The sequence below is a fragment of the Spiroplasma endosymbiont of Andrena trimmerana genome (genome assembly GCF_964019575.1).
Taxonomy (GTDB): domain Bacteria; phylum Bacillota_I; class Bacilli_A; order Mycoplasmatales; family VBWQ01; genus Spiroplasma_E.
The window spans coordinates 846,266-859,280 of sequence record NZ_OZ026455.1 but is presented as its reverse complement, the minus strand read 5'-3'; the positions used below and the strand labels follow the sequence as shown (position 1 = coordinate 859,280).

General features: G+C 23.8%; 9 protein-coding genes, 1 other RNA gene and 2 pseudogenes. 5 read left to right on the top strand and 7 right to left on the bottom strand.

Annotated features, from left to right (window positions below; all coding sequences use genetic code 4):
* Positions 1-204: 204 nt before the first annotated feature.
* The 5 genes and pseudogenes from uvrA to AACL03_RS04975 all read right to left on the bottom strand — a co-directional run bounded on the left by uvrA (position 205) and on the right by AACL03_RS04975 (position 5,066).
* The gene (gene uvrA / locus AACL03_RS04995) at positions 205-3,075 is read right to left on the bottom strand and encodes an excinuclease ABC subunit UvrA (protein WP_339039663.1); all 2,871 of its coding nucleotides are present in this window, start codon (positions 3,073-3,075) and stop codon (positions 205-207) included.
* A 327-nt stretch (positions 3,076-3,402) separates the two neighbouring features.
* A pseudogene (locus AACL03_RS04990) lies at positions 3,403-3,807 on the bottom strand (DNA recombination/repair protein RecA); the annotation flags it as partial.
* 53 nt (positions 3,808-3,860) lie between these two features.
* Positions 3,861-4,321 (bottom strand): annotated as a pseudogene (locus tag AACL03_RS04985) (CinA family protein).
* Positions 4,322-4,369: 48 nt separating this feature from the next.
* Positions 4,370-4,719, bottom strand: an RNA gene (gene rnpB / locus AACL03_RS04980) — RNase P RNA component class B.
* Positions 4,720-4,748: 29 nt separating this feature from the next.
* Positions 4,749-5,066 (bottom strand): DivIVA domain-containing protein, encoded by a 318-nt coding sequence (locus AACL03_RS04975; protein WP_338959370.1) that lies wholly within the window; start codon positions 5,064-5,066, stop codon positions 4,749-4,751.
* A gap of 76 nt (positions 5,067-5,142) precedes the next feature.
* Between AACL03_RS04975 and AACL03_RS04970 the strand changes: the two genes are divergently transcribed.
* Positions 5,143-5,604 (top strand): Holliday junction resolvase RecU, encoded by a 462-nt coding sequence (locus AACL03_RS04970; RefSeq protein ID WP_339039661.1) that lies wholly within the window; start codon positions 5,143-5,145, stop codon positions 5,602-5,604.
* On the opposite strand, the gene AACL03_RS04965 is transcribed toward AACL03_RS04970, so the two are convergent.
* On the bottom strand, positions 5,601-5,915 hold the full coding sequence (locus AACL03_RS04965; RefSeq protein ID WP_252320859.1) for an HU family DNA-binding protein: 315 nt from the start codon (positions 5,913-5,915) through the stop codon (positions 5,601-5,603). The two genes, AACL03_RS04970 and AACL03_RS04965, sit on opposite strands and share 4 nt — an antisense overlap.
* A gap of 487 nt (positions 5,916-6,402) precedes the next feature.
* Here AACL03_RS04965 and AACL03_RS04960 point away from each other — a divergent pair, with 487 nt between their 5' ends.
* The gene (locus AACL03_RS04960; RefSeq protein WP_339039659.1) at positions 6,403-6,783 is read left to right on the top strand and encodes a RidA family protein; all 381 of its coding nucleotides are present in this window, start codon (positions 6,403-6,405) and stop codon (positions 6,781-6,783) included.
* 374 nt (positions 6,784-7,157) lie between these two features.
* Here AACL03_RS04960 and AACL03_RS04955 read toward each other — a convergent pair whose 3' ends face one another.
* The gene (locus AACL03_RS04955) at positions 7,158-8,108 is read right to left on the bottom strand and encodes an IS30 family transposase (protein WP_339038665.1); all 951 of its coding nucleotides are present in this window, start codon (positions 8,106-8,108) and stop codon (positions 7,158-7,160) included.
* 317 nt (positions 8,109-8,425) lie between these two features.
* Between AACL03_RS04955 and AACL03_RS04950 the strand changes: the two genes are divergently transcribed.
* The 3 genes from AACL03_RS04950 to AACL03_RS04940 all read left to right on the top strand — a co-directional run bounded on the left by AACL03_RS04950 (position 8,426) and on the right by AACL03_RS04940 (position 13,005).
* Positions 8,426-9,646: a hypothetical protein gene (locus AACL03_RS04950; RefSeq protein WP_339039657.1), complete on the top strand. Its 1,221-nt coding sequence runs from the start codon at positions 8,426-8,428 to the stop codon at positions 9,644-9,646.
* A 445-nt stretch (positions 9,647-10,091) separates the two neighbouring features.
* Positions 10,092-11,042, top strand: coding sequence for an IS30 family transposase (locus tag AACL03_RS04945; RefSeq protein WP_339038665.1), 951 nt, complete (start codon positions 10,092-10,094; stop codon positions 11,040-11,042).
* Positions 11,043-11,796: 754 nt separating this feature from the next.
* On the top strand, positions 11,797-13,005 hold the full coding sequence (locus AACL03_RS04940; protein WP_339039655.1) for a trans-sulfuration enzyme family protein: 1,209 nt from the start codon (positions 11,797-11,799) through the stop codon (positions 13,003-13,005).
* Positions 13,006-13,015 lie beyond the last annotated feature (10 nt).

The window sequence follows — 13,015 nt, the reverse complement described above, 5'->3', positions numbered from 1 at the left end:
TTTTCAAAAAAAATAAATCAATATTCTAAGTATTGTATATTAGAAGAAGTACTAAAAACTTCTTTTAACTTTATTATATTACTTTTAACATTTTGTATAGTTGAATTTATAAGTATTTCTTTTAAATTTGGTACTACTTCTAAAGACATTTTATTTCTCCACTTCTTTTGTTAAAATTCAAGAATACTACAGAAAATATTTTAATTATTTTCTATTCAAATCGCGATTAATAACTGCTTTTAAATATTGTCCAGTATAAGACTTAGGATTTGTTATTACTTGTTCTGGTGTTCCTGTAGCAATGATTTCACCACCAAATTTTCCACCCTCAGGTCCTAGATCAATAATGTAATCAGCAACTTTAATAACTTCTAAGTTATGTTCAATTACAACAACAGTATCACCATGATTAACAATTTTATTTAAAACTTCAATTAACCTTTTAATATCATCAACGTGTAAACCAGTAGTTGGTTCATCTAAAATATACATAGTTTTGCCAGTAGCACGTTTTTGTAATTCTTTAGCTAGTTTCACTCTTTGTGCTTCACCACCAGATAATTCAGTAGCGGGTTGTCCTAATTTTACATATCCTAATCCCACTTCTTGTATCATTGCTAACTTTTTATGGATTTTTGGATGATTAGCAAAAAAAGTTAATGCTAAATCAACAGGCAGTTCTAGTACATCATAAATATTTTTACCTTTATATTTAACTTGTAATGTTTCACTATTATAACGTTTTCCTTCACAAATTTCGCAAGTTACATAAACATCAGGTAAAAAATGCATCGCAATTTTAATAACACCATCACCAGAACAACGTTCACATCTTCCTCCCGGTACATTAAATGAAAATCTACCTTTAGCATATCCTCTAATTTTTGCTTCTGGTGTTTGTGTAAATAAATCACGAATATCATCAAAAACTGAAGTATAAGTAGCAGGATTACTCCTTGGTGTTCTGCCAATCGGTTCTTGCGAAATAGCAACAATTTTATCAATAAATTCAGTCCCTTTTATTGCTTTATGTTTTCCTGGTCGTTGTCCCTTTAAACCTAAATACTTTTGAATACTAGTATATAAAATATCATTAACAAGCGTTGATTTACCACTTCCTGAAACACCAGTAACACAAATAAATTTACCTAAAGGTAATTTAACATTTATTTTACGTAAATTATTAGCTTGTGCTTCTTGAATTTCAATAACTTTGCCATTACCACTTCTTCTTGATTTAGGTAATGCAATAAATTTTTCACCATTTAAATATTGTCCAGTAATTGAATTAGGATTATTAGCAACTTGCTGTGGTGTACCTTCAGCAATTACTTCACCACCATAAATTCCGGCTTTTGGACCAATATCAATTAATCAATCTGCTGCTCACATTGTATCTTCATCGTGTTCTACTACTAATAATGTATTATCAAGATCTCGCATTTGTTTTAAAGTTTCAATTAACTTAACATTATCACGTTGATGTAAACCAATTGAAGGTTCATCAAGAACATACAATACTCCCGTTAATTGTGAACCAATTTGAGTTGCTAATCGAATTCGTTGTGATTCACCACCAGATAAAGTTTGTGCCATTCGTGATAAGTTTAAATAACCTAAACCAACATTAGTTAAAAAACTTAAACGATTAATGATTTCTACTAATATTAATTTAGCAATTTCTTGTTGATAAGGTAATAATTTAATATTTAACATAAATGTTAAACTTTCTTCGATGTCTAAATTAGTATATTGACTAATATTCATTTCTTTATTATTTTCATCTTTAATTTTAACTGCTAGTGCAAATTCATTTAATCTTGTTCCTTGACAAGTTAAACAAGTACGTTCACTCATAAATTTACGATAATAATCACGGGCAAAATCACTAGTTGTTTCTAAAAAACGTCTTTCAATTAAAGTGGCAATGCCTTCAATATAATCATGATTAGGATATTTACGACCATTTGCCGAAGTAATACTAAAAGTAATGGCTTCATCACTACCACGCATAATATAATTAAGTTGTGTTTTTGTTAAATTTTTTAATGGTTGATTCAAATCAATTAAATAATGATAACAAAGAACTTTTAATTTTTGTCATTCTAAATTACTAGTACCAACTAAGTTTTTATAATACTCAATGCCACCATCATTAATTGATAATTTTAAATCTGGCATTAATAATTCTTCGTCAACTTCTAATTTTACTCCCAAGCCTTTACAATCAAAACACGCTCCACTTGGTGCATTAAAAGAAAATAAACGCGGTTCTAAACTGGGAATTGAAAATCCACAAATTTTACAAGCATATTTTTGAGAAAATAATCACGTTTCATTTGTTTGCGATAAAATAACCTTTGCTAAACCATTACTATGATTTAAAGCAACTTCTAAAGCATCATGAATTCGTGAAATAGTATTATCATCATTGGTAAATTTAATACGATCAATAACAATATCAATATCATGACGTAATGATTTATTCAATTCAATTGGTTCATCTAAACTATATATTTTATTATTAATTTTAACTCGCAAAAAATTTTCTTGTTTTAATTTTGCTAATAAATCTTGATGACTACCTTTTTTAGCATTAATAACTGGTGCTAAAATTTCAATATTAGTATTATCTTCTAACGTTTTAATTTTATTAACCATTTCTTTTAAAGTTTGCGTGCTAATTGGACCATGACCCTTATTACAATAAGGATTTCCAATCCGTGCATAAAGTAAACGCAAATAATCATAAATTTCAGTAACAGTACCAACAGTACTGCGAGGATTATTACTTGTAGTTTTTTGATCAATAGAAATTGCTGGTGCTAAACCATCAATAGCATCAACATCAGGTTTTTCACTGTTTCCTAAAAATTGACGAGCATAGGCTGAAAGTGATTCAACATATCTTCGCCTTCCTTCTGCATAAATTGTATTAAAAGCTAATGATGATTTACCACTTCCTGAGACACCAGTAATAACTACTAACTTATACTTTGGAATTTTAATATTAACATTTTTTAAATTATGTTCACGTGCACCTTTAACAGTAATATATTTTTGATTATCTGTCATTTATTCCTCCACTTATATGCTCTTTCTAATTAATTATATACTATATATAGTTAACTTTAATAGCATTATTGCTAATTAATACTAAAGAATATCAATTATAATTAGTTTAAAATATTGCTGAGTTATACTTGTAAGTGCAAGTAAATAAAATTGCAAAAAATTCTCATATAAAAATTTCATAATGCTAAATTTAGTTTAGAAAAAAGTAAGGAGTTTTTATATGAGTTATAAACATCTTGGCATAGATGAAAGAATTTATATTGAGAATCAATTGAAATTTAAATTTAAAATTAGTGAAATAGCTAAAAATCTTAATCGAAGTATTAGTACAAGAATATCTAGTATTTCTAATGCTTGTTCTCCTGAATCTGGTTGTGTAATTAATAAACGACTAATATCAACACCTAATTTTTGACTATACTGACGATCTAATGCATGTTCAGCATCTATAAATGCTATTCTACCATTTTGTTTTTGAACTTCTGCTAAAGCCATTAATGCTAATGTAGTTTTACCTGCCGATTCTGGTCCATAAACTTCAATAATACGACCTTTTGGAAAACCTTTAACACCTAAAATATCATCTAATAATATACTTCCTGAACTAATAACTTCAATATCGCCAATACTACTATCACTTAGTAACATAATAGCACCTTTGCCAAATTCTTTTTCAATTTGCTTAATGGCCTTTTCTAATAATTGCTCTTTTTCTTTAATGTTTATTTCCATAAAATCACCCTACAAAATATTAATAACTCTGTAAGATAATTCCTTTTTAAAATTTAAAAACTTAATAAAATTTTTTTTAAAATAACTACTGCTTTTGCTACTATAGTTGATCTAATTTCGTTTCTATTACCTGAAATATTTAACACTTCACATCAAACATTATCATTGATAACAATACCTACATATACTAAACCAACCGGTTTATTTTCTAGAGCATTAGGTCCTGCATTTCCAGTAAAACTAATAGCAATATTTGTTTTTAAAATTTTTTGTGTATTTAAAGCCATTTCTATAGCACATTGTTTACTTATTACACCATATTTTTCAATGGTTGTTTTTTAATTTTAACAATATTGATTTTTGATTCATTAGTATACGTTATAAAACCACCACTAAAATATTTAGAAGCACCAGCAATACTAGTAATCTCTTGAGCAAAAAGTCCACCAGTAATACTTTCACAACAACTAATTCTAAAATTAAATTTATCTAATAAAACTAAAAGTTCAGTCATTTTTAAACCTTCAATCAAATAATTTACAATACAAAAAAAGAATAAAAAAATCATAAGCCACGTTCTGTTCTTGCTTCTTGCAAGTGCTAACCATTTATCTACTATTGTAAACAATAGTTCGGTTTATTATTCATTTCTAATAAACCAATGCCCCTACCTAAATTTGGGTTTCTCGCTTGTGGGGTTTATCTCGTTCCAGCTTTTAAGTTTCCTTAAAACTCGTCTCTATGACACTTTTATAGACTAGAACCTTATTTAATAAAAAACTTAGGTTTTTGTCAGCCGTCAGAATTACTGCTTAGAGTTATTGTTTTCTCTAACACAAACATTACTTTCATCACAGAAAGTGCGAGCGTGGACTTTCCTCTACATACTAATGCAGCGATTAGCTCATTTTTTATTCTTTTAGAAAAAAATTATAACATATTTATTCTTCATGTACAATACTTTCTAATTTGCTTAACCTCGTAATAATATCAACATTTTCTACACCTTTTTCTTCTAATTTTTGTTTTTCTTGTTTTAAAACTAAAATTTGTGTTTTTAAAACATCAATTTCTTTAAGTAACTTGTAATTATTATTTTCTAAAATTGCATTTTGCTTTTTTAGTTTATTTACAAATTCTTCTAGTATTTCATAATTAGTAGCTACTAAATCAAGAAATAAATCTACTTCTTTAGAATCATAGCCTTTATAATCAACAGTAAATTCTTTATCTATAATATCCTTTTTACAAATATTCATACTTATACCTCCTTTAATTAAAAGGAAAACTATTCCAAAGTTAGTAATATTCTATATGTAAGGGGGAATTAAAATAATGTTTTATGCTAACCGTGGAATGTTTCTTGAAACTATAATTAATTATACTATTGAAATTATAAATAATGAAAAACAAGCACTAATTTTTAAACAAAATCCATCAATTTTATATCAAAACAATAAAATTTTTAAAGAAAAAAGTAATGTTGATTATCATGGAGTTTATCATGGTAAATATTTGTGTTTTGAAGCAAAAAGTACTAAGTCTTTAACATTACCATGAAATAATTTTAAAAAACATCAACTTGAATACTTAGAAAATGCTTTTTATCTTAATGCTATTAGTTTTGTTATTATTTATTTTTCAGAACATAATGCCTTTTTTTTAGTTTTTTGAGAAAAATTAAAATTTTTAAAAATTCAAAAAAAAGCACTGACATATAAAAAAGTAGAACAAAATGGATATATAATTTCTAATTTATATCCATTTTATCTTGATTTTTTAAAATTTTTAATTTAAGAAGCTAAAGTTTCTGTTTGTTGATTAGTATGTTTTTTAAATTCAGAACTCGCTTTAAATTTAGGTGCTTTAGAAGCACTAATTACAATAGATTCACCAGTTTGGGGATTACGACCTGTTCTTGCTTCACGAATAATAGTTTCAAATATTCCAAATTTTGGTATATTAATTTTACCACCATTTGCAACTTCAACTTTTATCTCTTCAAAAAATAAATCAATAATATTAGTCGCTAAGGCAATTGTGACGTCAGACTTTTGCGCCACTATCTTAATAATTTCTGTCTTTGTTTTAGAATTACTTTTTGCCATAAAAATTTCCTCCTAATGTTTTAAGAATTATAATTATAATGTCTATTATAGATATTATTATAACTACGTTATCTTCAAACCAATTTAAAAATGTTACTGGTCTGTAATCAAATTATATAGTAACATTTTATAAAGTGAACCATAAAATGTATTTTTTTTCTAAAAAAATGATAAAATTATTTGAATAATATTTTTTTTACACTTATAAAGGTTAAAAAATAAAAATAAAATTTAATTTTCAATACTGATAATAAAATATTAAATAAATATTTAATTAAAATTAAAATGAAAAATAATTATTAAAAAAATGAAAAGAAAAACATGTAAAATATATTTATAGTTGTTCAAGTTTTAATAATTAATGATGCTAATTTTATATTACTAATTAATTATTTAATACCACGTAAATAACTTAAAAATAACGCTACATTTTACTAATATATTCAATGATGCAAAAACATAATAATTTTAGAAAGAGTGATAAACTATGAAAAATATTATCCATACGCCTAATGCTCCTGCTGCTATTGGGCCATATAGTCAAGCAATAATTGCAGGTGACCTTTTATATATTTCTGGACAATTACCAATTAATAGTAAAACAGGTGAATTTATTGGCACTGACATTTCTTCACAAACTAAGCAAAGTTTATTAAATATTAAAGCAATTTGTGAAGCTGCTAATATTACTTTAAATAATATTGTAAAAGTTAATATTTTCTTAAAAGACTTAAATCACTTTGTTGAAATGAATAAAGTTTATGAAGAAATATTTGGTACACACGCTCCAGCAAGAGCAGCAGTTCAAGTTGCTAGAATTCCCAAAGATGCATTAATTGAAATTGAAGCAATTGCTTATTTAAAATAATTTTTCTAATTTTATTTTTTTATTGCATATCTAAATTTTTAACTATAAAATTAAGTCAAGATTTATTTAGAAAAAGTACTTTAAAATTTAAAAAGTTTTATTCATATAATAATGATACATTATTACACTTTCCAATTTAATATTCTTACTACAATTTCACACTTTTCTCAAAATTCTAAATATTTTATACTTAAAACAATAATAAAATACATTCTAAATAAATCTTAATTTTAAAAATAATATTCAATATTACTTAAACTATAAATAAAATAATAATTGAATTTAAAATATAAATTTAAAGATTACTAGTAAAAAGTAACCTTTTTTATTGACAAAACATTTTTTGTTATGCTAAATTGTAAAGGTAAGTGCAACTAAATTATTTTTCTATCCAAATATTCGATTGGTGAAAGATAATTTAGTATTTTTCTCGGTTTTTGATTTAAAGACAATATAAATTTATGAACTTCATTTTTATTAGTTTTTGAAAAAATAAATTTTTTAGGAAATTTTTCTCTAATTAAACCATTAGTATTTTCATTAGTACCTCTTTGTCAAGGTGAATATGGATTGGCAAAATAAATTTTTACATCTAAATTTTTTTCAAGTTGTTGTCAATTTGAAAATTCTTTGCCACGATCAAAAGTAATAGTTTTAACAATGTTTTTAGGAAGAATTGATAAATAATAACTGACATTTTTATTAATAACTTTAGTAGTTCTGTTTTTAACTAATATTGCTAAAGTAAATCGTGATACTCTTTCAACTAAAGTTATTAAACATGATTTGCTTTTACCTCGTGATGATACTATAGTATCTCCTTCTCAATGACCAAGTGTTATACGATCATTAACATTTATATCTCGTTCTTTAATTGATTTACCATTAAACTTGCCACGATTTTCTTTAGATTTTCGTTTTTTACCTTTTCTTCTTAAATTTTTACTAGTAACTTTATCAAGCATTCCAAAATAAATTCAAGTATAAATTGTTTTAAAACTAATAACTCATTCTTTATGAAAATTTTTAATTCTGCCATAAATTTGTTCAGGTGATCAACCTAATAGTAATTTTTGTTGTACATATTTTACTAAATTCTTATTTTTAAACTTATGAAAACTAATATGTGATTGTTTTCGATTTTCAGCTTTATTTTGTGCAATTAATGAAAAATAATGATTATTATCTTTATTTCTATTAATTTCTCGAATAATAGTACTAATACTTCGATTAAGATTTTTAGCTATTTCACTAATTTTAAATTTAAATTTCAATTGATTCTCAATATAAATTCTTTCATCTATGCCAAGATGTTTATAACTCATATAAAAACTCCTTACTTTTTTCTAAACTAAATTTAGCATTATGAAATTTTTATATGAGAATTTTTTGCAATTTTATTTACTTGCACTTACAAGTATAACTCAGCTTATAAAAAACTAAAAATATTGTAGTACTTTCATATAAATTAAAAATTATAAGTAAAAAATAAAGTTTTAATTGTTTATGGCATACTAAAATTTCTAATAATAAAATTAATTTAAGATTTTATTAATATAACCTTTCATTTGTAAGTTAAAATAACTACTAGAAAAAATATTAATAAAGTCTTAAAAAATTATTAAAAGAAAGAAGACATATTATGTTAAACAAAAAAATAAAAGCAAATGCTATTTCAAATAACATTTCTTTTCAATGAAATAGTGAACAATCTATACCAGTTTATGGATTACAAGCAATATCAAAAATTAATGATAAAATATTTGGTGTTATTATTAAAGACAATATTATTGGTTTTTATACAATTGATAAAGAGAATAATCTAATTTTATTAGCAGACTATGAACAAGACAGAGCATATCCAATTGAAAATGGTTCAGGAATTGCTTTTACTAATGAAGAAGATAATAAAAAATGGGACAAAAAAATTTATTATCAATTTTTAATAAGTGATGGAAAAAATACTGCACAAACACAATTTTTTATTTTAGACTTAAGTGATGAAGCTAAACCAGAAGTTAGTGCAACAACAGTTTATCGCTTAACTGGAAGTAATAATCCATTTTTAAATAACTATAATAATCGTCATGTATACCTATACGAACATTATATAATTGTTACTCATTCCGCAATGTGAGAGAAAAGTTCAGTAGCAATTATATTAGATTTAAAAGAAGACAATGTAACAATAAAACAATCTGCTGATGATAATCTTTATATGACATTTAATGAAAAAAGTGGGTATTTATATTTTGTTGATAATTATAAACAATTTACTGCATATAAAGTTAATAATAAAAATACATTAACATTAAAAAATAAATCTGACTTAATATTTTCAAAAATGTTTACAAATGGTTCAAATAGTTATGTTATTAGTAAAAATAATGACTATACAATTGAACAAATATTTATTACTAGTTTAGATGATATTGTAACTTTATTTCCAGTCATTAAAGATAGCAAAGCTGCTATTATACTTGATGCTTATAAAATTAAAAATAATTTTTATTTTTATGGAATAAATTATAATACAGAAACTTCAATTAAAACTGCATTTATTTACAAATTAATTATTAAAGAAAAGCAGTTAGAAGAAATAGGAAAATATAATTTTGTAAAAACTGATGAAAATGAAACAGTATATCATAATTTTAATGAAGAATATTTATATGTTAATCGTGGGGAAGAATTTATACGTATTAATATCGTAACAAAAAACAATGAAATCTTAAATATTGGTCTTATAAAAAGTAATGAACTTTTAAGTATAGTTTATGATAAAAATAAAACTTATTTAGGAGTTAGTAAACAATCTACACCTAAAATATCAAATATCTCTTTAATTGAAATCATTTGATAGCAATTTTTCAGATATTCTTTAGTTCTAAAATAAAAAAATTTACTTTACACAATTAAAATTATAGTAAAATACAATAATATCAAAATTAACAAATAAATTAAAAAAATAATCAAGTTAAAAGATAATTATAAAATTAAACTTTCTAGGAATTAGTATAACTTAATTTTACAAAGCATTAGTTTAAAATAATTCTATCTTTAAAATTTACAAAAATGAACAACTGTAATATTTTAATTTTAAATAAACATAGTTCATTTTTGTTATATTTTCAAAATTGAAAAATTAAATGTTTTAAAACTAATGTATCATTAGAATTTTTTTTCTGATAAATTTTTATAATTGCTGAGTTATACTTGTAAGTGCAAGTAAATAAAATTGCAAAAAATTCTCATATAAAAATTTCATAATGCTAAATTTAGTTTAGAAAAAAGTAAGGAGTTTTTATATGAGTTATAAACATCTTGGCATAGATGAAAGAATTTATATTGAGAATCAATTGAAATTTAAATTTAAAATTAGTGAAATAGCTAAAAATCTTAATCGAAGTATTAGTACTATTATTCGAGAAATTAATAGAAATAAAGATAATAATCATTATTTTTCATTAATTGCACAAAATAAAGCTGAAAATCGAAAACAATCACATATTAGTTTTCATAAGTTTAAAAATAAGAATTTAGTAAAATATGTACAACAAAAATTACTATTAGGTTGATCACCTGAACAAATTTATGGCAGAATTAAAAATTTTCATAAAGAATGAGTTATTAGTTTTAAAACAATTTATACTTGAATTTATTTTGGAATGCTTGATAAAGTTACTAGTAAAAATTTAAGAAGAAAAGGTAAAAAACGAAAATCTAAAGAAAATCGTGGCAAGTTTAATGGTAAATCAATTAAAGAACGAGATATAAATGTTAATGATCGTATAACACTTGGTCATTGAGAAGGAGATACTATAGTATCATCACGAGGTAAAAGCAAATCATGTTTAATAACTTTAGTTGAAAGAGTATCACGATTTACTTTAGCAATATTAGTTAAAAACAGAACTACTAAAGTTATTAATAAAAATGTCAGTTATTATTTATCAATTCTTCCTAAAAACATTGTTAAAACTATTACTTTTGATCGTGGCAAAGAATTTTCAAATTGACAACAACTTGAAAAAAATTTAGATGTAAAAATTTATTTTGCCAATCCATATTCACCTTGACAAAGAGGTACTAATGAAAATACTAATGGTTTAATTAGAGAAAAATTTCCTAAAAAATTTATTTTTTCAAAAACTAATAAAAATGAAGTTCATAAATTTATATTGTCTTTAAATCAAAAACCGAGAAAAATACTAAATTATCTTTCACCAATCGAATATTTGGATAGAAAAATAATTTAGTTGCACTTACCTTTACAATTTAGCAATTTATTATTAAAATATATTTAAAATTTTTATAATAAAATGAAAAACTAATAATCATTTGTAAACTAATATTTAATTTTCTTTTACAATTTTTGTATTCCAATTGATAATTAAATTTTAATACATATAATATAGATTTTAATTATAATAAATTATTTTTTTAACATAAAAATATTTATTGCATATGTAAACTTTTGAATATAAAATTAAATCAAGATTTATTTAGAAAAAGTACTTTAAAATTTAAAAAGTTTTATTCATATAATAATGATACATTACTACACTTTCCAATTTAATATTCTTACTACAATTTCACACTTTTCTCAAAATTCTAAATATTTTATACTTAAAACAATAATAAAATACATTCTAAATAAATCTTAATCTATATAAAATATCAATAATAAACTAAAATTATGTTAATTAATAAAAACTATAATAAGTATTGAATTTAAAATATGAATTTAAAGATTACTAGTAAAAAGGTAACCTTTTTTATTAAAAAAAATTACTATAAAATAACAAAAAGATATTGTAGTATTTTCATATAAAAATTGAATATTAGATTATAACTACTTTTTTAAAACAGGATTGTTAACATTAATCTAAGATATTTATATACTTTAATATAAACTTGCTACCTTTATTTATATAAAAGGTAGTTTTAAAATACAAATTAAATGGAAATAACATAAAAATAAAATAAATTTATATCTATAAGGAGATAATTATGACAAAAATTAAAAAAAATAAAAATAATTACCACATTGCAACTAAATTAGTTCATTGTGGTAATTATAATGATAAATTTGGAGCCGCTCTACCTCTTATTTATCTATCAACAACTTTTGCTTTTGATAGTGCCGAACAAGGTGGTAGGATATTTAATTTACAAGAAGAAGGATATGTTTATACAAGAATTGGTAATCCAACAACAACTGTTTTAGAAAAACGAATGGCACATTTAGAAGGATCAGAAGAAGCAATTGCTTTCTCATCGGGTATGGGGGCCATTGCATCTACTTTTTGAACATTATTGAATGCTACTGACCATTTATTATCATCAAAAACAATTTATGGTGGTACTCATTCACTTATTGAAAAAGGAATATCACGCTTTCAAATTGAAGTTGATTTTGCTGATTTTACTAAACTTGATGAAATTAAAAAAAATTTAAAACCAAATACTAAAGTTGTTTTTTTCGAAACACCAGCTAATCCTACTTTAGAAATTTTAGATATTAAAGCAATTAGTGATATTGTCCATCAATATAATCCGCAAATTCAAGTAATTGTTGATAATACTTTTTCTACACCAATCATTACTAAACCATTAATTTTTGGTGCTGATATTGTTATCCATTCAGCAACAAAATATATTAACGGTCATTCTGATGTTATGGCCGGAATTGTTTGTGGTAAAAGTACTTTAATAAATAAAATTCGTTTTGAAGGATTAAAAGATTTAACAGGAGCTGTATTATCACCTCATGATGCCTTTCTTGTTTTAAGAGGACTATCAACTTTAGAATTACGATTATGAAGAGCTTGCAAAAATGCAAGAATAATTGCAGCAAGATTAAAAGAACATCCTAAGATTAAAAAAGTATTTTATCCTGGACTAACTAATTCAGCAACAGAACAAGTACTTTATGAACAACAAATGAAATTACCAGGAGCAATGATTAGTTTCGAATTAAAATGTGGATATGATGGAGGAATCAAACTATTAAATAATTTAAAATTAATAATTTTGGCAGTTTCTTTAGGTGGAGTTGAGTCATTGATTGAACATCCTGCTTCAATGACACATTCTACTTATAATGCACAAGAATTAGCAGATGCAAATATTTCAGAAGGTCTTGTTCGTCTTTCAATTGGTATTGAATATGTTGAAGATTTGTGAAATGATTTGGAACAAGCATTAAAAAAACTATAATAATTATTTA